The 19,413-nt window shown below is 48.9% G+C and carries 15 protein-coding genes; 7 read left to right on the top strand and 8 right to left on the bottom strand.

Features of this window, described 5'->3' with window-relative positions:
• Nucleotides 1-62: 62 nt before the first annotated feature.
• From aroA to gyrA, 5 genes are all read right to left on the bottom strand, one after another.
• Nucleotides 63-1,346 carry a 3-phosphoshikimate 1-carboxyvinyltransferase gene (gene aroA, locus NF212_RS06160; RefSeq protein ID WP_434359784.1) on the bottom strand — a complete coding sequence of 428 codons (1,284 nt, stop codon included), beginning with the start codon at nucleotides 1,344-1,346 and terminating at the stop codon, nucleotides 63-65.
• A gap of 114 nt (nucleotides 1,347-1,460) precedes the next feature.
• On the bottom strand, nucleotides 1,461-2,447 hold the full coding sequence (locus NF212_RS06155) for a pentapeptide repeat-containing protein (protein WP_434359782.1): 987 nt from the start codon (nucleotides 2,445-2,447) through the stop codon (nucleotides 1,461-1,463).
• Between the two features lie 108 nt (nucleotides 2,448-2,555).
• Entirely contained in the window at nucleotides 2,556-3,932 is a 1,377-nt protein-coding gene (locus NF212_RS06150; protein ID WP_434359780.1) for a uracil-xanthine permease family protein, read from the bottom strand.
• A 232-nt stretch (nucleotides 3,933-4,164) separates the two neighbouring features.
• Nucleotides 4,165-5,247, bottom strand: coding sequence for a 3-phosphoserine/phosphohydroxythreonine transaminase (serC, locus tag NF212_RS06145; RefSeq protein WP_434359778.1), 1,083 nt, complete (start codon nucleotides 5,245-5,247; stop codon nucleotides 4,165-4,167).
• A gap of 226 nt (nucleotides 5,248-5,473) precedes the next feature.
• Entirely contained in the window at nucleotides 5,474-8,089 is a 2,616-nt protein-coding gene (gyrA, locus tag NF212_RS06140) for a DNA topoisomerase (ATP-hydrolyzing) subunit A (protein WP_434359776.1), read from the bottom strand.
• A gap of 574 nt (nucleotides 8,090-8,663) precedes the next feature.
• On the opposite strand from gyrA, the gene ubiG reads away from it, so the two are divergent.
• The 5 genes from ubiG to NF212_RS06115 all read left to right on the top strand — a co-directional run bounded on the left by ubiG (nucleotide 8,664) and on the right by NF212_RS06115 (nucleotide 14,255).
• Nucleotides 8,664-9,377, top strand: coding sequence for a bifunctional 2-polyprenyl-6-hydroxyphenol methylase/3-demethylubiquinol 3-O-methyltransferase UbiG (ubiG, locus tag NF212_RS06135; protein ID WP_434360841.1), 714 nt, complete (start codon nucleotides 8,664-8,666; stop codon nucleotides 9,375-9,377).
• A 39-nt stretch (nucleotides 9,378-9,416) separates the two neighbouring features.
• A complete protein-coding gene (locus NF212_RS06130; protein WP_434359774.1) occupies nucleotides 9,417-10,073 on the top strand; it encodes an HAD family hydrolase in 657 nt (218 codons plus the stop codon).
• 404 nt (nucleotides 10,074-10,477) lie between these two features.
• A complete protein-coding gene (gene nrdA / locus NF212_RS06125; protein ID WP_434359772.1) occupies nucleotides 10,478-12,754 on the top strand; it encodes a class 1a ribonucleoside-diphosphate reductase subunit alpha in 2,277 nt (758 codons plus the stop codon).
• A gap of 66 nt (nucleotides 12,755-12,820) precedes the next feature.
• Nucleotides 12,821-13,954, top strand: a complete 1,134-nt coding sequence (gene nrdB, locus NF212_RS06120) for a class Ia ribonucleoside-diphosphate reductase subunit beta (RefSeq protein WP_434359770.1) — start codon at nucleotides 12,821-12,823, stop codon at nucleotides 13,952-13,954.
• A 10-nt stretch (nucleotides 13,955-13,964) separates the two neighbouring features.
• Entirely contained in the window at nucleotides 13,965-14,255 is a 291-nt protein-coding gene (locus tag NF212_RS06115) for a 2Fe-2S iron-sulfur cluster-binding protein (protein WP_434359768.1), read from the top strand.
• Between the two features lie 64 nt (nucleotides 14,256-14,319).
• On the opposite strand, the gene NF212_RS06110 is transcribed toward NF212_RS06115, so the two are convergent.
• Nucleotides 14,320-15,561 (bottom strand): CinA family nicotinamide mononucleotide deamidase-related protein, encoded by a 1,242-nt coding sequence (locus NF212_RS06110; protein ID WP_434359766.1) that lies wholly within the window; start codon nucleotides 15,559-15,561, stop codon nucleotides 14,320-14,322.
• A 230-nt stretch (nucleotides 15,562-15,791) separates the two neighbouring features.
• Here NF212_RS06110 and NF212_RS06105 point away from each other — a divergent pair, with 230 nt between their 5' ends.
• Nucleotides 15,792-16,970 carry an aromatic amino acid transport family protein gene (locus tag NF212_RS06105; RefSeq protein WP_434359764.1) on the top strand — a complete coding sequence of 393 codons (1,179 nt, stop codon included), beginning with the start codon at nucleotides 15,792-15,794 and terminating at the stop codon, nucleotides 16,968-16,970.
• 49 nt (nucleotides 16,971-17,019) lie between these two features.
• On the opposite strand, the gene NF212_RS06100 is transcribed toward NF212_RS06105, so the two are convergent.
• Nucleotides 17,020-17,739, bottom strand: coding sequence for a sulfite exporter TauE/SafE family protein (locus NF212_RS06100; RefSeq protein ID WP_434359762.1), 720 nt, complete (start codon nucleotides 17,737-17,739; stop codon nucleotides 17,020-17,022).
• Nucleotides 17,740-17,901: 162 nt separating this feature from the next.
• Between NF212_RS06100 and NF212_RS06095 the strand changes: the two genes are divergently transcribed.
• Entirely contained in the window at nucleotides 17,902-18,660 is a 759-nt protein-coding gene (locus tag NF212_RS06095) for a DNA repair protein (protein ID WP_434359760.1), read from the top strand.
• Nucleotides 18,661-18,701: 41 nt separating this feature from the next.
• Here the strand turns inward: NF212_RS06095 and NF212_RS06090 are convergent, their stop codons facing one another.
• Complete coding sequence (locus NF212_RS06090) at nucleotides 18,702-19,178, bottom strand: low molecular weight protein-tyrosine-phosphatase (RefSeq protein WP_434359758.1); 477 nt, start codon at nucleotides 19,176-19,178, stop codon at nucleotides 18,702-18,704.
• Nucleotides 19,179-19,413: the final 235 nt, after the last annotated feature.

Below are 19,413 nucleotides of genomic sequence, written 5' to 3'. Positions count from 1 at the left end.
TAAATAAAAACGGCATGTCAGGTATCTGACATGCCGTTTCTGGATTTGAATACGCAGGGTAATTAATACTGACTGACGCTTCCCAGCTTATCGAAGTAATCAGGGAAGGTTTTGGATGTACAACCCGGATCGTTTATGGTGACCGGCGTATCACTGAGCGCCACAAGGGAAAAGCACATCGCCATGCGGTGGTCATTGTAAGTATCAATCGCAGCGTGGGTTAATGATGCCGGCGGGGTAATAGTAATGTAATCCTCACCTTCCTCGACCTCCGCCCCGACTTTACGCAACTCGATTGCCATTGCAGCCAAACGGTCTGTTTCTTTCACCCGCCAGTTATAGACGTTACGAATGGACGTAGTGCCTTTGGCAAACAAAGCTGCTGTAGCAATAGTCATTGCCGCATCCGGGATATGGTTGAAATCCATATCAATGGCATTTAGCTCACCACGACGTGAGATGACGTAGTCGTCGCCCCACTCGATTTCTGCCCCCATTGCTGACAATGCATCGGCGAAGGCAACATCACCCTGAATACTCTTGCGACCAATACCAGTGACTTTGATTTCACCGCCTTTAATCGCTGCTGCTGCCAGGAAGTATGAAGCCGAAGAGGCATCCCCTTCAACAAGGAAGTCACCTGGGGCCTGGTATTCCTGGCCACCTTTAACGTTAAATACCTGATAATCGCGGTTTTCAACCTCAACACCAAACTGCGCCATAATATGCAGTGTGATATCAATATATGGCTTCGAAACCAACTCACCTTCAATACGGATCACCATATCATTCTGGCTAAGCGGGGCAGTCATCAACAGTGCGGTTAGAAATTGACTGGAAATGGAGCCATCAACACTTACTTCACCACCTCTAAGGCCCGTTCCTTTGATCTTCAGTGGCGGATAATCGGTGTTTTCCAGGTAACTGATCTCTGCACCGGCCTCACGGAGCGCATCAACCAGGTGGCCAATTGGCCGTTCTTTCATTCGCGGTTCACCGGTGAGGACATATTCCCCAGCCCCAAGACACAATGCTGCCGCCAAAGGACGCATTGCGGTTCCGGCGTTGCCAAGATAGAGTTCAAACGCATCGCTGGACGGAAAAGGCCCACCCAAGCCTTCAACCACACACTCAGTTTTATCATCAGAGAGAGTGTAGTTAACACCGAGCTGGCGCAGGGCGGTCAGCATATGCCGGATATCATCACTGTCGAGCAGGTTGGTCAGTCGGGTTGTGCCTTTAGCCAGGGCGGCGAGTAATAGCGCGCGGTTAGAAACACTTTTTGAACCGGGAAGGTTTATTTCACCCTGCACCCGGGAAATGGGCTGTAACGTCAGGCTCTCCATTTTGTATTGTCTTCGTCCTGTTTTCTTGCGTGTAAGCAGGGTATCGGATTAGCTTGAGGGGTTCCAGCCAATTGTTAAAAAAGTCACAGAAACGGCAATTTCAATTACTTCTTACTATCTGGTCATTTTTTTAACAAAAACCACCACAAAAAGTGCGATGGTAAAACTGCCCGTGAACGCCTCTGTCGCAGCAATCAGGCGAGAAAACCCTATAGGGACAAAATCCCCGTAACCCAGTGTCGTAAAGGTCACCACGCTGTAGTAAAGACAGGAAGCAAACGCTTCAAGGTTGGTTGCCACTGGCTGTGTCGTGGAAACCGCAACGATGGCTCCCCCATGTTGAATCCCAAAAATGGCGTAAAGTACGGCACTGATAAATATCAGCAACAGGGAAAACAGTACGACACGAATCGGATCCTCACCATAGCCACAAAACAAATCTACGGTTTTTGAAATCAATCTCTCGAGGGAGAACTTTGGCATCTGGTAACGGCGCATTGTCAGTTCTTTCTGGAGGAAATGACCCGCCATGGTGAAAATGCCCTGCTTCTCGGCTGCCTTTCTTAAATCCCGGTAAATTTCTTCTGATTGCTCAAAGAGATCCACCATCTTTTCATGTTCACGATGACGGGCAGCAATCAACCCTTCAGTTTCCTGACGCACCTGGGACCCAATACGGACGTTGTCAATCTTGGTATTCGCTAACCGGGTGCCAAGCAGGTTGCAGTTACATAAGTTAACGCAATGGATATTGGCGTGGCTAAGGTCTGCCTTCATCAGGCTGCCGTGTTCAAAACTGGCTTTGAACAGATGGGCGTTTTGCAAGTTTGCGCGGTAGAAATCTGAATGGCTGAGATCGTAACCTGATTTTGAGTTGTGTTTGACCAAGTTTACATCGATCAGGTTTGCCCTCGCCATTTGGATGCCTCTCAACAGGCCTCCCCTCTTGGCGTAGTCCTCCAGCTGGACCTTTATATCAGGGTGATTTTTTGCAGAATTTTTGTCGTGCCAAAAGCAGTAACCCGACTCATTGGATGGTTCATTGCACACAAACCCATCGGGGTCATCATATTTGCAAGTTGATGGTAAGTCCTCTTGCATCACTCCTCCCAAAGCCAGTTTCAAAACTTTTCTTTGAGTATAGAGCGATATAAAAAATGTCTCATAAACAAAGCCACGTCAGTTTTATAACTAACGTGGCTCAAACTGTTAACGCTCGTCGTTATCTTCAGGCAGAACCAGGTTCAGGATAATTGCCGTAATGCCTCCCGCGGCCATCCCGCTGGAAAGAATGCCTTTAACCCAGTCAGGCATGAATTGCAGGATCTCTGGTTTTTGTGCAATCCCAAGCCCCATAGAGAAGGAAAGCGCCATAATCAGAATGGCTCGTCTGTCCAGCTCACAGCGTGAGATAATTCGAACCCCTGAGGCAGCAATGGTTCCGAACATCACAATCGTTGCACCGCCAAGAACCGGCTCCGGAATAAGCTGAACCAGATTTGCAACTGCCGGGAACAATCCAAGCAGCACAAGCATACCCGCGATAAAGAAACCGATATAACGGCTGGCAACACCCGTCAGCTGGATGATGCCGTTATTCTGGCTGAATGTGGAGTTCGGGAAACTGTTCAGAAGGGCGGCTACCGCTGAGTTAATACCGTCACCTAAAACCCCGCCTTTGATACGGCTCATATAAACCGGACCGGATACCGGCTGTTCAGACACTTCCGAGGTCGCAGTGATGTCGCCAATTGCTTCCAGGGAGGTCACCATGAACACGATGATAAGTGGAACCAGTAATCCCCAGTCAAAACCCAGTCCGTATTGCATGGGTACCGGGATCTCAACCAGATCAGAATCCGCCATGCGGGACAGATCTACCAGCCCCATAAAAGCGGCAAGTATCGTGCCTGCAGCCATTGCAATAACGATCGATGCCACACGAAGGTAAGCATTTTTTGCACGGTTCAGTACAACAATCAAACCCAGTACAGTGCCAGACAATGCAAGGTTTTGCATGCTGCCAAAAGTACCGCTTTCAATGGCTGCATATCCACCACCCATGGAGGTCAGTCCAATCTGAATAAGGGTAAGGCCGATAAGGGTTACCACGATACCGGCAACGAGTGGCGTGATGACTCGTTGCGCATGCTGTAATACCCGTGAAATCAGCACTTCGGCCATAGAGGCAGCCATGATCGTACCGAAAATCGCGGCCATCATGGCTTCTGTACTGACACCTGTCGCTTTCATGGCAAGTCCGGCACCAATAATTGGACCCAAAAAGTTAAAGCTGGTGCCTTGGATGGAAAGCAGACCAGAGCCCACTGGCCCTATACGTTTAATCTGAATGAACGAAGCCACGCCGGATGCCAGCAAGGACATACTGACGATGGTGTTGGTATCTGAAGCCGGTAAGCCCAGTGTTTGACAGATAATCAGTGAAGGTGTCACTACCGCTACAAACATTGCAAGAAGGTGTTGCAACGCGGCAAACAGAGTTTGGGGTAAAGGTGGGCGGTCATCCAAACGGAATACCAGGTCGGACTTTTTCGGACGGACCACGTCCTGAGGCTTCGCTGTCATGTTTACATCCTTAAGGCGGCTCAAACGGAACGCTGACTGGGTATCCGTTGCTTCTGTTTTGTTCCGGTAAGCATTATCCGGTATGAAGCGGCACACATAGAGAGTTGAAGTTGGGCGCTATTTTAGTGATTTACTCCATAAATGCAAACGTTTGCGCAATCGTGTGCGTCGTTTTTATACAAGCACAAAAAAAGCCGCTATAGAAGCGGCTCTCAATCAGTATATTGGACTTTTATCCATGGGACTTTTCAAAGTTCTCCATAAACCTGACCAACGCTTCTACACCAGCCAAAGGCATAGCGTTATAAATGGAGGCACGCATTCCCCCAACCGCCTTGTGCCCCTTCAGAGCACGCAGGCCAGCTTCATCAGCCTTTGCCAGGAACAACGCATCCAGATCCGGATTTGCCAGTTGGAATGGTACATTCATCAACGAGCGGTTATCGCCATGAACCTGATTGCGATAAAAGTCGGAACTGTCAATGAAACCATAGAGTAGCGACGCTTTTGCTTCATTGAGAGCCTGAACGGCATCAACACCACCCTCTGCTTTCAGCCATTTGAATACTTCACCCGCCAGATACCAGGCGAACGTTGGTGGTGTGTTGTACATGGAATCTTTTTCCGCAAGCACTTTCCAGTTCAGTACTGACGGCAATGCATCACTGCCTTTACCCAGCAAGTCATCACGTACGATGACAATAGTCAGGCCTGCAGGACCAATGTTCTTCTGTGCACCCGCATAAATCACGCCATAGTCTGAGACGTTGATTTTTCGGGAAAGAATAGTAGATGACATATCCGCAACCAGCGGCTTGTCAGTTTGTGGCAAATCCCGGATTTCAATACCATCGATCGTTTCATTAGGGCAGAAATGAACAAAGGCGGAATCTGAGCTGAGCTTCCATTCTGACGCAGGCAGCACAGCCTTCTTACCGTCACGCTCAGTCGCAATATTAATAACATGCGGCGTGCAGTAACGCTTGGCTTCGTCTGCTGCACTATGAGCCCAGTAACCGCCATCGATGTAGTCAACAATGTCTTTGCTTCCGAGCATATTCACTGGAACAGCGGCAAATTGTGCCCGGGCCCCACCCTGACAGAAAAGGACTTTGTAATTCTCTGGAATTGACAGCAGGTCGCGCAGATCTTGTTCGGATTGTTCGGCAACTGCAATAAACTCTTTGGAACGGTGGGAAATTTCCATAACCGATGTGCCAAGGCCGTTCCAGTTAATCAATTCCTTCTGTACTTTTTTCATCACTTCAGCCGGCAGCATGGCAGGTCCGGCACAGAAGTTAAAAACGTTGTCCATAGTCGTTGGAAGCTCCTGCTATTCACCAGAGGGGTTCTGGTAGATTAATGCGTGGGGTTAAAATCGGTTCGAATTGAGCCGAATCATTGATTTACCACCAATACGTAGGTTTTGCAAACCTTAACCCAGATCACAATATATACCCAAACCTGAATTTTGAAGCGGTTCGGATATACCGATACAAAAAAGCGCAGCCTGGGCTGCGCTTTCCTTTTAAAGCCGAAGATTACTCTTCGCCTTCACCGTCAGTGGCTTCCGGTGCATCTACACCTTCCACATCTGTCAGTTCACCGTCTTCCAGCTCGTCTTCATCGCCCGCGTCGTCAATACGCTGCAGGCCAACTACAAACTCACCTTCCCCGGTTCGGATCAGACGTACACCCTGGGTATTACGGCCAACCTGGCTCACTTCGCCAACGCGGGTACGTACAAGGGTACCGCCGTTGGTGATCATCATGAACTGGTCATTTTCTTCAACCTGGATAGCCCCTACCACGTTACCGTTACGCTCGGAAACCTTGATAGAAACCACACCTTGGGTTGCACGGCTCTTGGCTGGGTATTCTTCCAGCACAGTACGCTTGCCATAACCGTTCCAGGTCACTGTCAGGATATCGCCTTCAGTGTGTGGAACAATCAGGGAAACAACCTTGTCCCCTTCTGCCAGTTTGATACCACGTACACCAGCCGCAGTTCGGCCCATGCCACGTACAGCATCTTCCTTAAAGCGAACAACCTTGCCGAATGTAGAGAACAGCATGATGTCGTTGGTGCCATCGGTGATATCAACACCGATCAGGGAGTCACCTTCACGCAGGTTCACGGCAATAATACCGGCGCTGCGTGGACGGCTGAAGTCAGTCAGAGGTGTCTTCTTCACGGTACCGTCAGCGGTCGCCATGAAGATGAACTTGTCTTCTTCGTACTCTTTAACCGGCAGGATGGCTGTAATGCGCTCATCCTCTTCCAGAGGAAGCAGGTTAACGATTGGCTTACCACGCGCAGTACGGGATGCCAGCGGCAGCTGGTAAACCTTCAGCCAGTACATACGGCCACGGCTTGAGAAACACAGAATCGTGTCGTGGGTATTTGCCACCAGCAGACGCTCGATGAAGTCTTCTTCCTTCATACGGGTTGCCGAACGGCCTTTACCACCGCGACGCTGAGCTTCGTAGTCGCTCAGAGGCTGGTATTTCACGTAACCTTGGTGGGACAGGGTTACAACAACATCTTCCTGGTTGATCAGGTCTTCGATGTTGATATCAGCACTTGATGCAGTGATTTCAGTGCGGCGCTCATCAGCAAATCCATCACGGATTGCAACGAGTTCTTCGCGGATCACTTCCATCAAACGCTCTGTGCTTTCGAGGATGTACATCAGCTCTGCTATCAGTTCCAGCAGGCCTTTGTACTCGTCCAGAATCTTTTCGTGCTCAAGACCGGTCAGCTTATGCAGGCGCAAATCCAGGATCGCCTGAGCCTGTTGTTCAGTCAGGTAGTACAGCTCGTCGCGGATACCGAACTCAGCAGCCAGCCATTCAGGACGGGCAGCATCAACACCAGCCGCTTCCAGCATCGCTTCAACTGAACCCAGTTTCCAACCGCGGGAAACCAGTTGCTCTTTTGCAATCGCAGGTGTTTGTGCAGCTCGCACCAGCTCAATGATTTCATCAATGTTCGCCAGGGCAATCGCCAGACCTTCGAGGATATGAGCACGGTCACGAGCCTTGCGCAGTTCGAAGATTGTACGGCGGGTTACCACTTCACGGCGGTGGTTGATGAAACACTTCAGCATGTCTTTCAGGTTGAACAACTTAGGCTGGCCGTTATCCAGCGCCACCATGTTGATACCGAAAGACGTTTGCAGCTGGGTTTGGGCATAGAGGTTGTTCAGAACCACTTCACCCACAGCATCGCGCTTACATTCAATGACGATGCGCATACCGTCTTTGTCAGACTCATCGCGCAGCGCACTGATACCTTCAACCTTCTTGTCCTTCACCAGCTCAGCGATCTTTTCAATCAGACGCGCTTTGTTAACCTGGTAAGGGATCTCGGTGACGATGATCGTTTCACGACCGTTCTTTTCGTCAACTTCGATATCAGCTTTTGAACGAAGGTAAATTTTTCCACGGCCGGTTTTGTACGCATCTTCAATGCCCTTACGGCCATTGATCATTGCAGCAGTTGGGAAATCCGGGCCAGGAATGAATTCCATCAGCTCATCGATAGTAATGGCTTCATTATCGATGTACGCCAGGCAGCCATCCACAACCTCACCAAGGTTATGAGGAGGAATGTTGGTTGCCATACCTACTGCGATACCGGCAGAACCGTTCACCAGAAGGTTAGGAACTTTAGTTGGCAATACTTCAGGGATCTGCTCTGTGCCATCGTAGTTTGGCACGAAGTTGACCGTTTCTTTGTCCAGGTCAGCCAGCAGTTCATGGGCGATTTTCGCCATGCGAACTTCGGTATAACGCATTGCTGCGGCGGAGTCGCCATCGATGGAACCGAAGTTACCCTGGCCATCGACCAGCATGTAGCGAAGCGAGAAAGGCTGCGCCATACGGACGATGGTGTCATATACCGCACTGTCACCGTGCGGGTGATATTTACCGATTACGTCACCGACCACACGGGCCGATTTCTTATAAGCTTTATTCCAGTCATTACCCAGTTCGTTCATCGCGAATAATACGCGACGGTGAACCGGCTTCAGACCATCACGCACGTCAGGAAGAGCACGACCCACGATGACTGACATCGCGTAATCGAGGTACGAGCTTTTCAGCTCCTCTTCAATATTTATCGGCGTAATCTCTTTCGCAAGATCGCTCATGGAGCTTCAGTCCCTCAGCTAAATCTGTCGTATTTAAATACGGGCAAGGTACGGGAGAATAGCATACTCAGCGCCCCTAAGGCACCTATTTGATTTGAGTCTGCTCACGAATCCACGCTCAACCATGTTTTTAGCAAATTCCATTATTAAAACAACGAAAATACAGTCTGTTGCAATCTATTGTGATTCAGGAAACAAATCCTTAACTTTGTTGTGGTCTTCATGCTGTTCGAGAGCTGCCTCTCAATGCATAAAATGCAATTAGACTAATATTAATAACGGTACAGCTTCATTCATCTCCATAGAAAGGAGGTTCACATGTTAGCGCCCGTGATTAACCTTATCGGTTACTCGCTGATTGTCTGTAAATACGTTGTGTTTGCAATGATCACCGCTATTACCCTAACGAATGTTGCGTCAAGCTGACCCTTTTACGCGTTTAGCAGTCACGTTTTCACTTGATGCAACAAAACTACTGGCTCCACCAATGAAAGCAGCGATCGTCGCTGCTTTCTCCTTTGTACCGGTTAGGTATAATGACCCGCAGGAATCAAAAGACATAAAGTGGGCAATGATGGCCGTACAGCAAAACGTTGATCCGTCAGAAATTAAAAAGTTCGAAGATATGGCATCCCGATGGTGGGATCTTGAGGGCGAATTCAAGCCACTGCACCAAATTAATCCTTTGCGCCTTAACTACGTGATGGATCTGTGCGGCGGGCTGTTTGGGAAGAAAGTTCTGGATGTCGGCTGCGGCGGTGGCATTCTTGCTGAAAGCATGGCGCAGGAAGGAGCTGAAGTCACCGGCCTTGATATGGGTAAAGAGCCTCTGACCGTGGCTCGACTCCATGCACTGGAGAGCGGCGTCAAAGTTACTTATACACAGTGTACCGTCGAAGAACACGCCGAAGAAAATCCGGGCTTATATGATGTGGTGACATGTATGGAAATGCTTGAGCATGTCCCCGACCCGGCATCCATTATTGCTTCCTGTTCAAAGCTGGTGAAACCCGGTGGGCATGTTTTCTTTTCAACGCTTAACCGAAACCCTAAATCCTGGGCTTTTGCCATTTTCGGAGCAGAGTACCTGTTGAAAATTGTTCCCAAAGGAACCCATGACTTTGACAAATTCATCAAGCCCAGCGAGTTGCTGCGCATGATTGATGCGACGCCTTTGAAAGACCAGCATATTACCGGCCTGCATTATAACCCGCTCACTGGTAACTACTGGCTTGGAAATAATGTCGATGTAAATTACATCGTCCATACCCGAAAGTCGGAAGATTAACGTAAGCCGCCATTACCCTTCTATATAAAGAGGAAACGGATGACCCGGTACGCAGACGCAGTGCTGTTTGATCTGGATGGAACCTTGCTAGATACCGCTGCAGATATGGCTGCAGCGGCAAACCATGTCCTGGCATTACACCAGTTCCCTCCCCTTTCCAAACGCCAGATACAGGACAACACCAGCTACGGCGCGACAGGGTTACTGAAGGCCGGTTTCGGCGAGCATATCGCTACCATGGATGCAAAATCACTGCGAGGCCAGTTCCTGGATTACTACGCAAACCATATCTGCCATGGCACGACTCAATACGCAGGTGTCAGCGAAATGCTTGCCGGGTTAGATGAACTTGACATCCCGTGGGGCATTGTCACAAACAAACCAACGTACCTTACCGAGTTACTCCTTCCTCATTTCGACCTGCTCACACGCACCAGGGTGTTGGTTTGCGCCGATACCCTGACCGTTGCCAAACCTCATCCTGAGCCTCTTTGGTATGCAGCAGACCAGTTGCACATTGGTGCAAATCGCTGTCTTTATATCGGGGACATCAGAAACGATGTCATCGCGGCGAAAAATGCAACAATGTTGTCTGCAGTTGCAGCATGGGGATATACGGGAGCGGATGGAAATCCAATTGGGTGGGAGGCAGATCAAATTCTCTCCAATCCTGTGGATTTACTGTCGCTGTTTTGACAACAGTCACAATTAAAAAACTTCGCGAATATCGGGTTGTTGGCTACAGCCAACTGATTACGTGATGTTCAAACAGTTCAGGTAGAAAACTTATTTTTGAGACTGGAAAAAGAGAGATTTTTACACTTGCTTTTTTTCCAATACTGGTAGCATTGGGAATCATCGGTGAGTGAGCACTAACATTTAATTTCACATCCCCAAGTTATCCACATTTTCGTAACTATCCCATGCCTTGCAAAGCGGCGAAATCAACACTATCTTGTAACCAACAAGCCAATGCACCCCTATATATTGTGTTAAAGAATAATCAGGTGCGGAGAAACGTCAGTCGTACAGCGAGCGCCATTTATGTGATTTTTGCATAAATGGTGCTTTGCTGAGAAAAATCTGGGATAAGGCATAAAATGAACCAACAACTTACCGTAACAAAGCGCGATGGTCGTAAAGAAAACATAGATTTAGATAAGATCCACCGCGTACTGGATTGGGCAGCAGAAGATCTGAATAACGTCTCTGTTTCGCAAGTAGAACTGCGCTCTCACATCCAATTTTATGACGGTATAAAGACCGAAGACATTCACGAGACCATTATCAAAGCAGCCGCAGATCTGATCTCAGAAGCCACCCCGGATTACCAGTATCTCGCTGCACGCCTGGCGATTTTCCACCTGCGCAAGAAAGCATTCGGCCAGTTTGAACCACCACGCCTGGCAGATCACGTTGCAAAAATGGTCGACATGGGCAAGTACGACGGCCATCTGCTGGAAGACTATACCTCTGAAGAGCTGAACATTCTCGACAGTTACATCGATCACTGGCGTGATATGAACTTCTCCTATGCAGCCGTAAAACAGCTGGAAGGTAAGTATCTGGTGCAGAACCGTGTGACAGGCGAAATCTATGAAAGTGCACAGTTCCTTTACATGATGGTCGCGGCCTGTCTGTTCTCAGGCTACCCAAAAGAAACCCGTCTGGACTACGTTCGCCGTTTCTATGACGCTGTATCTACCTTCAAGATTTCTCTGCCAACACCAATCATGGCCGGTGTTCGTACCCCTACCCGCCAGTTCAGCTCATGTGTACTGATTGAGTGTGACGACAGCCTCGACTCAATCAACGCAACTGCCAGCTCTATCGTACGCTATGTTTCACAGCGCGCGGGTATTGGTATCAATGCCGGACGTATCCGTGCACTGGGCAGCCCAATTCGCGGTGGAGAGGCTTTCCACACAGGGTGTATCCCGTTCTACAAGTACTTCCAGACCGCAGTAAAGTGCTGTTCACAAGGCGGGGTTCGCGGTGGTGCGGCAACATTGTTCTACCCTATCTGGCACCGCGAAGTGCAGTCACTGTTGGTACTGAAAAACAACCGTGGTGTTGAGGAAAACCGTGTCCGCCACATGGACTACGGTGTACAGATCAACAAGCTGATGTATACCCGCCTGATTAAAGGTGGCAACATCTCCCTGTTCTCGCCTTCTGACGTCCCAGGGCTTTACGATGCCTTCTTCGAAAACCAGGACGAATTTGAACGCCTTTACGAGCAATATGAAAACGACTCTAGTATCAAGCGCGAAACCGTTAAAGCCATTGAGCTATTCTCGCTGCTGATGCAGGAACGAGCCTCAACAGGCCGGATCTATATCCAAAATGTGGACCACTGTAACACCCACAGCCCGTTTGACCCGGCTGTCGCTCCAATACGCCAGTCCAACCTCTGTCTGGAAATAGCGCTGCCTACCAAGCCTTTGAGCAACGTAGAAGATGACCAGGGTGAAATTGCACTGTGTACATTGTCTGCATTCAACCTGGGTGCAATTAAATCCCTGGATGAGCTGGAAGAGCTTTCTGAACTTGCAGTCCGTGCACTCGACAGCCTTCTGGACTACCAGGATTACCCTTTGCCGGCGGCTTATAAAGCGACAATGAACCGCCGCACTCTGGGTATCGGTGTTATTAACTTTGCTTACTACCTGGCGAAGCACGGTGCCCGCTACTCTGACGGAAGCGGCAATGCCCTGACTCACCGTGCCTTTGAAGCTATTCAGTACCACCTGCTGAAAGCCTCTGTAAACCTGGCAAAAGAGAAAGGCGCGTGCCCGGCGTTTAATGAAACGACTTACGCGAAAGGCATCCTTCCGATTGATTCGTACAAGAAAGATATCGATGCAGTTTGCGATGAGCCTCTGCACTACGATTGGGAAGCTCTGCGCGAAGAGATCGTCACTCACGGCCTGCGTAACTCTACGCTGACTGCGCTGATGCCATCAGAAACCTCTTCGCAGATCTCAAATGCGACCAATGGCATTGAGCCTCCACGTGGATTCGTTTCCGTAAAAGCATCGAAAGACGGAATCCTCAAGCAAGTGGTACCGGATTACGAAAATTGCCGTGACAGCTATGAGTTGCTTTGGAATATCGGCGGAAATGACGGATACCTGCAGTTGGTTGGTATCATGCAGAAGTTTGTTGACCAGGCTATCTCTGCAAATACCAACTACGATCCAAGCAAATTCGAAAACGGCAGGGTTCCAATGAAACTCCTGCTGAAAGACCTGCTAACAGCCTACAAACTGGGAGTGAAAACACTGTACTATCACAACACCCGTGACGGTGCAGCTGATGCCCAGGAAGACATCAAAGAAGATGATGGCTGTGCAGGCGGTGCATGTAAGATCTAAGGACAACGTTAGTGTGGGGAGCCGGTGTGCTCCCCATCGGTTTTAATTTATTTGGCGGTTAAGTAAATGGCCTACAGCACCTTTTCAAAGATAAATAACAACCCTCTCAAAGAACCAATGTTTTTCGGACAACCGGTAAATGTTGCCCGTTACGATCAGCAAAAATATGAAATCTTCGAAAAGCTGATTGAAAAACAACTTTCCTTTTTCTGGCGCCCAGAAGAAGTTGATGTCTCCGGCGACCGTATCGATTACAACCAGTTACCTGAACACGAACAGCATATTTTCATCAGCAACCTGAAATACCAGACTCTGCTCGACTCTATTCAGGGCCGCAGTCCTAATGTTGCGCTGCTTCCACTGATTTCCATCCCTGAGCTGGAAACCTGGGTTGAAACATGGGCGTTTTCAGAAACCATTCACTCACGCTCGTACACCCATATTATCCGCAACATTGTCAAAGATCCTTCAATGGTCTTTGACGATATCGTAGTCAACGAACATATCATCAAGCGTGCCAACGACATTGCCGGCTATTATGATGACCTGATTGAAGCCACCAACCTCTACCACCAACTGGGTGAAGGGGAACATGTGATCAATGGTGAAAAGGTCTCGGTTTCGCTGCGCAATCTCAAGCACAAGCTTTACGTTTGCCTAATGTGCGTTAATGCGCTGGAAGCCATTCGCTTCTATGTCAGCTTCGCCTGTTCGTTTGCTTTCGCTGAGCGGGAGCTTATGGAAGGTAACGCCAAAATCATCAAGCTGATTGCCCGTGACGAAGCATTGCACCTCACCGGTACCCAGCACATGCTGAACATTCTGCGCAGCGGTGAAGACGATGCGGAAATGGGAGAAATCGCTCGTGAGGCTGAGCAAGAGTGCTTTGACCTGTTCAAGAAAGCTGCCGAGCAGGAAAAAGAGTGGGCGGAGTACCTGTTTAAAGACGGCTCAATGATTGGCCTTAACAAAGATATTCTCTGCCAGTACGTGGAGTACATCACCAACCTTCGTATGCAAGCTGTCGGCCTCAAACCGGCTTATGCCACTTCGAGCCACAATCCAATCCCTTGGATCAATGCATGGCTTTCTTCAGACAACGTTCAGGTCGCTCCACAGGAAGCTGAGATCAGTTCCTACCTCGTGGGACAAATTGACAGTGCGGTAGACCTTGGCGATCTGGACGACTTTGAGCTTTGAGCCTGATCTTATGAGTAAAGTCACTCTGAACGTTAACGGCTTCGAGGTAGACGGGAATACTGGCGAGTCGTTGCTTAAACAGCTGGAAAATGCGGGGTTGCAACCTGAATACCAATGCCGGAATGGGGTCTGTGGCGCTTGCCGCTGCCGCTTGGCCACGGGCAAGGTATCCCAGAAAGATTCCCTGGCTTATACCGGTAAAGATGAAATCCTTACCTGCCAGAGCCGTCCACTTACAGATGTCACATTGGAATTTGATTACACCGTCAGCGTTCAGATGGACAAAGCTTCTAACGGTTGAGCTTGCTTACACCATAACGGCAGCCAAATGGCTGCCGTTTTTGTCAGTGGCCAGGTTGATTTCGCTACGATTGCGCAGGAAGGTACAACTCTTCAACACAAGTCATCGACATATACTGTCCAATAACATCTTTATCCTCAGTCCAGCGGCGAACCATATCCAGCATAGCGGTACTGATGAGCGACCGGCGATCATTAACAGGCCATCGCCTGCGGAATTTCAGGGTTTGTCCCCAGTCCCCGACAGGTGTGGACATAGCAATAGAGACTTCACCCTCTGCACTTTCACACCCGCACGCCAACGCTATGGCAGACTGGGTTTTCTCCCGGGCTGCAGTCGCCATTGCCAACGCTGCTGCAAGCGCGTTCTTGTCTGCTAGTTCCGGCTGTTGGCAGGAAGACATCACCCAGCCTTGTTGCAATATTCCCTGAAAGATATCCGACTCTGAAAGCCAGGACGTCAGGTTCCCTGCAGTAAATTGCTCAGCTACCGACAGGGTTACATTGTGCTTACCGAGTTTTGCTGCAACGGCCTCCCTCATCGGCTGATCCCTGGACACCAGGTTGTCTCCAAGAACACCCACAATGTCCCCAATTTTCTTCTCATCATCAGACAGTGATGATGGGGAAAACAGCTTAACTTCTATAAATGGCAGGGATGATCGGTAGCCCATCTCACTATCCGGGGAAAGAGCGACACCACTCAGACTGTCGTTAAGGTTCGCTTCAGAAAGACCAAAGGTATAGAAACGATCACAGACAAACGCCGGGTTATCAGGAAAGGCACTTCGTATCCGGGGAAGAACCTGCTCCTCCACCATTTTGGTGAACTCACTTGGGACACCGGGTGTAAAAAACAGCCAGCACTCATTCAGGTGACAGGCAAAACCGCAGGCAGTACCAATAGGGTTATCAAGCAACTCTGCACCCTCGGGCAACATTGCTTGCTTGATATTGCTTTTGGGCATTTCCCGGCCGGATTTGGAGAACATTTGTTCCAACACATCCACCCAACTGCGGTTTAAAACCAGCTCCACCCCCATTGCCATTGAAGCCGCTTCAGCAGTGAGATCGTCAGTCGTGGGTCCCAACCCACCATTAACGATGACGACATCTGATTTAAGGCTTGCCTGCAGCAGTTCAGAACAAATATCGTCCTTGCTGTCACCTACCGTTGTTCTTCTATGCAGACGGAACCCCTGTTGGAAAAACAAACGGGATAACCATGCGGCATTGGTGTCAGTAATATCGCCGTGCAGTACTTCTTCACCGGTGCTAATCATCGCAACTTTGATTCCTTCGGGCACCCTGACTCTCCTTTACTGAATGCATTTTTTGATTATGACATGGCTATTTGGACTGCACCACTCTGAATCGTAAAGATATCATTACAGTTGTTGGAACTGGACGTTTACAAGAACTGTAGATTCATAATTATAAAATGTTAATACTGCTTCAATAAGCAATTAGAGCCGTATGGTGCTGTATTAATTTCTATGTCACCACTCATTTCCGTAAACTTTAATGAACACTGAGAATGAATAATAAAATACTTGGAAGTATTCTTATCATCGCAGGTACAACCATAGGCGCAGGGATGCTGGCACTCCCGGTCGCGTCGGCGGGTTTAGGCCTTATAGGTTCCCTGGTTGTTATCACATTGATGTGGGCTCTTATGGCCTACACCGCACTGTTGATGCTCGAAATCCACCAATATGCCCCCGCGTCTGCAACACTCAATACCCTCTCCAAGGAGATATTGGGCCCCAGGGGGCAAATGGTTTCCGTTGTAGCGATGCTTTTTCTTTTTTACTCGCTTTGCGCTGCCTACATTTCCGGAGGGGGGGAACAATTTAACGCAAAGTTGGTGCAGGTCGGTTGGATAGGTCAGGGTTCCATAGCGGGTACAGTTCTGTTTACCCTGGTGATCGCAGGCGTTGTCAGTTGGGGAACAGGGAAAGTGGATACGCTTAACCGTGGACTGTTTGCCCTCAAAATCGTGGCAATGTTTACCGCATTGTTTGTCCTGGCGCCTGAAGTCAGCCGGGTGCACCTCACTGAAATGCCACTCGAACAGGGACTGTTTTGGGCTGCGTTGCCGGTTGTATTTACCTCATTTGGCTTCCACGGTTCCATCCCCTCTATCGTCCGGTACCTGGACAACAATACCAAGGCGCTGAGAACGGCAGTCCTTCTCGGATCCGCTCTCCCTCTTGTCATTTACCTGATTTGGCAAAGCATAAGCCTCGGGGTACTGGGGCAGCATGTCCTTCTTTCCAATCCCGGTCTGGCTCCCATGATCAGTGCTCTTTCAGCAACCACGGCATTTGCACAACTTGGCAATGCAATCAGCATATTCGCAGATCTTGCCCTCGCCACGTCGTTTCTGGGTGTAAGCCTGGGTTTGTTTGATTTTCTGGGGGACACGCTCAGGCGAAAGGCAAATGCTACCGGCCGTATTCAAACAGCCCTGGTAACCTTTATCCCGCCTTTCCTGTTTGCGGTACTTTATCCAAATGGGTTTATTACTGCATTAGGGTTTGCCGCTGTCGCTCTGGTCATTCTCGCGGTGGTACTGCCGGTTGCAATGACATACAGGATCCGTAAGACACGGACTGAGTATGCCATCTACAAAGTAAAAGGCGGGTCTCCGGCTCTGTTACTTTGCCTGTTGGCTGGCCTCACAGTGGCAACAGCCCAGTTTCTACTGGTGTAAATATACCCACATATGGGAACAGCCGGGCGGTTTGCCATTTGAAACCGCCCTACCAGCCCAGGCCTTGAGCCAATGACATCCCACCGGCGACAGAGCACAGCACCAACAAGCCATACCGGATCCACTTTTTATCGATATAGGGGGCTATCCGGTATGCGATAAGGTTCCCGATCAACATGGTTGGCAATGCCATTGCGGCGGCCTTAAGATGGATTTCAGTGAAGTGGCCTGTCATGTAAAGAGCCACTAAAGAAAGCAGACTGCTAAACCAGAAAAAGAGTGACAAATTAGCCCTCAGGTTCGTCGCCTCACTGTTTTGCATAATCAAAGCCATTGGCGGGCCGCCAATACTTGTCGTTGTACCAATCAGACCGGAAAGAAAACCCGCAATAAACATGTTGCGGTTGTTTGGCTGCAAATCAATTTTAACCAAGCTTACAACCACGGCAGACAACACAGCCAATCCCATCACAATTGCAAACGTTGTTGCGGAGATGTAAATCATCGCAATTGCAGCCAATGCGGTGCCAGGGATCCGACCGACAAAGGCGTAGCCCAGACCTTTTAAAGAGAGGCCTTTTCTGTATTGCCATGTAGTGATGGTCGATAACAAAAAGGCGACCAAGCTTACAGTGGCAGGCACAAGTTCTGGCTTTACTTGCAACATAATAGGTGCAGCAACTATTGCCAGTCCAAATCCAATCAAACTCTGAACAAAGCACCCAAAACCTAGAATAAGTGCCACAATAAGGTATGAACTTTCGAACATATAATTATCTGATTCAAACAAATTTACTTTAGAAGAGGCTAAAAAAGTGCGTACTAGCTAAAAACCTTCGGCTAAACATGGCACATACGCTATGAGCCAGCACTTTATTGGTGTATCTTAATCCATTGAACGTAGTTACTTTAACCACCAGCAAGCCAAATTATGAATATTGCTTTATTGATCGCCTTATGTATTTTGCTCCTCGGGCTGATTATTGGTTTCAACGTCATGTCGCAACAGCGTCAGCGTACTGAGGCTGCAAAACGTCAGGAAATGGCAAAGTACATTGCTTTGATTGACTCCTCTGAGGAGCTTATTGGCAATGCGCATAACCTTCCATACAGTGGCACTTTGCTGGCCTGCCTTAACCAGCGAATTCTGGATGCGCTGCGTACAATGTCTGAACTTGATGAAAAAGATGTAAATATCAAGTCTCGAATTGCTTCTACCGAAGCGCAAATCAATGACATTAAACAAAGCTACCAAAATAAAGAATCGACCCAGTTCAAGGTTCCGGATAACGACCGCCAGGCTATCGCCATGCTGAAGCTGGTCAAACGCCTTCGCACGGTAATCAAGGCTGAACATGGTAAAGGCCGTCTGACAACCCAGGCATTTGTTGCTGAAAACGCTCGCCTGGAGACAATGCAGCTGAAGATCAACATTGAGAATGTTATCAAGCGCGTGAACGATGCCAAGGTTAAAGGCCAGTTAGGCACAGCGCAACAGCTTCTTAAGAAAGCTCTGGATGTTGTAAGCCCTAAAAGTGATCCGTACTCCACCCAGGTACGTCAAAGCCTCAAGGAAATGTACGATGACATCTCCGCCCAACTGAATCAAGGGCATGACAGCAAGGCGCAAGCTGCTGAAGGTGAGGGCGATGACTATGATGAGCTGTTTGCACCAAAGAAAAAGTGGTAGCCAATGGCCTGAAGGAAAAACGCAGCAAACGCTGCGTTTTTTTATGGCAGTTTTCCGGCTGCAATCTTATCCAGAATTGAATCAGACGCCTCTTCAACCACATCCAGTACATATTCAAACCCGGCAGCACCGCCATAATAAGGGTCCGGGATTTCTGAGATACCGGATTGGCTATGACTGAGAAAAAGCGAAACTTTGCTTTTGTACTCAGCTGGACAGATTGAAAGCAGATCCTCAAGATTATCCCTGTCAGCTGCAAGGATCATGTCAAAGCCACGGAAATCATCTTCATGCACTTTTCTGGAGCGGATCCTGTCGAATCGGTACCCTCTGGCTTCTCCATGTGACTTGGCACGCCTGTCAGGCCCCTCGCCTTTATGGGCACCTATCGTCCCGGCTGAATCCACCTCAATATTCATCCCTCGGGCTTTTACCTTGGCCCGAAGAATCGCCTCCCCTGTTGGTGAGCGGCAAATATTTCCCATACACACAACCAATAGTCGTACCGGCTTCTCCATTTAACCTTCCATATTTTTTTGATTTATACCCAAACAACTGAGACTGGCGAACCGACCTATATTAGCGCTACCGATTCTGCCTTCGGAGCCCATTTAATACCCTACCAGGTTTCGATATTACACTTTAAAAACGGAAACCATCAGTTGATATTTAAGTAATTCCTCACTCGAAGTTTGAAATAAGCACACATTAGGGCAACACTTGTAACATAAAGAAAACAACAAGAGCCGCGTG

Source organism: Parasalinivibrio latis (assembly GCF_036825535.1).
GTDB classification, from domain to species: Bacteria; Pseudomonadota; Gammaproteobacteria; order Enterobacterales; family Vibrionaceae; genus Parasalinivibrio; species Parasalinivibrio latis.
The sequence above is the reverse complement of the archived record's forward strand: the minus strand, read 5'-3'. Positions and strand labels throughout refer to the sequence as shown.

Coding starts and splice junctions, on each gene's coding strand:
- nrdB (WP_434359770.1), top strand. CDS start 12,821: ATGGCCTACAGCACCTTTTCAAAGATAAATAACAACCCTCTCAAAGAA.
- NF212_RS06105 (WP_434359764.1), top strand. CDS start 15,792: ATGAATAATAAAATACTTGGAAGTATTCTTATCATCGCAGGTACAACC.
- gyrA (WP_434359776.1), bottom strand. CDS start 8,089: ATGAGCGATCTTGCGAAAGAGATTACGCCGATAAATATTGAAGAGGAG.
- ubiG (WP_434360841.1), top strand. CDS start 8,664: ATGGCCGTACAGCAAAACGTTGATCCGTCAGAAATTAAAAAGTTCGAA.
- serC (WP_434359778.1), bottom strand. CDS start 5,247: ATGGACAACGTTTTTAACTTCTGTGCCGGACCTGCCATGCTGCCGGCT.
- NF212_RS06100 (WP_434359762.1), bottom strand. CDS start 17,739: ATGTTCGAAAGTTCATACCTTATTGTGGCACTTATTCTAGGTTTTGGG.
- NF212_RS06115 (WP_434359768.1), top strand. CDS start 13,965: ATGAGTAAAGTCACTCTGAACGTTAACGGCTTCGAGGTAGACGGGAAT.
- NF212_RS06150 (WP_434359780.1), bottom strand. CDS start 3,932: ATGACAGCGAAGCCTCAGGACGTGGTCCGTCCGAAAAAGTCCGACCTG.
- NF212_RS06090 (WP_434359758.1), bottom strand. CDS start 19,178: ATGGAGAAGCCGGTACGACTATTGGTTGTGTGTATGGGAAATATTTGC.
- NF212_RS06130 (WP_434359774.1), top strand. CDS start 9,417: ATGACCCGGTACGCAGACGCAGTGCTGTTTGATCTGGATGGAACCTTG.
- nrdA (WP_434359772.1), top strand. CDS start 10,478: ATGAACCAACAACTTACCGTAACAAAGCGCGATGGTCGTAAAGAAAAC.
- NF212_RS06155 (WP_434359782.1), bottom strand. CDS start 2,447: ATGCAAGAGGACTTACCATCAACTTGCAAATATGATGACCCCGATGGG.
- aroA (WP_434359784.1), bottom strand. CDS start 1,346: ATGGAGAGCCTGACGTTACAGCCCATTTCCCGGGTGCAGGGTGAAATA.
- NF212_RS06095 (WP_434359760.1), top strand. CDS start 17,902: ATGAATATTGCTTTATTGATCGCCTTATGTATTTTGCTCCTCGGGCTG.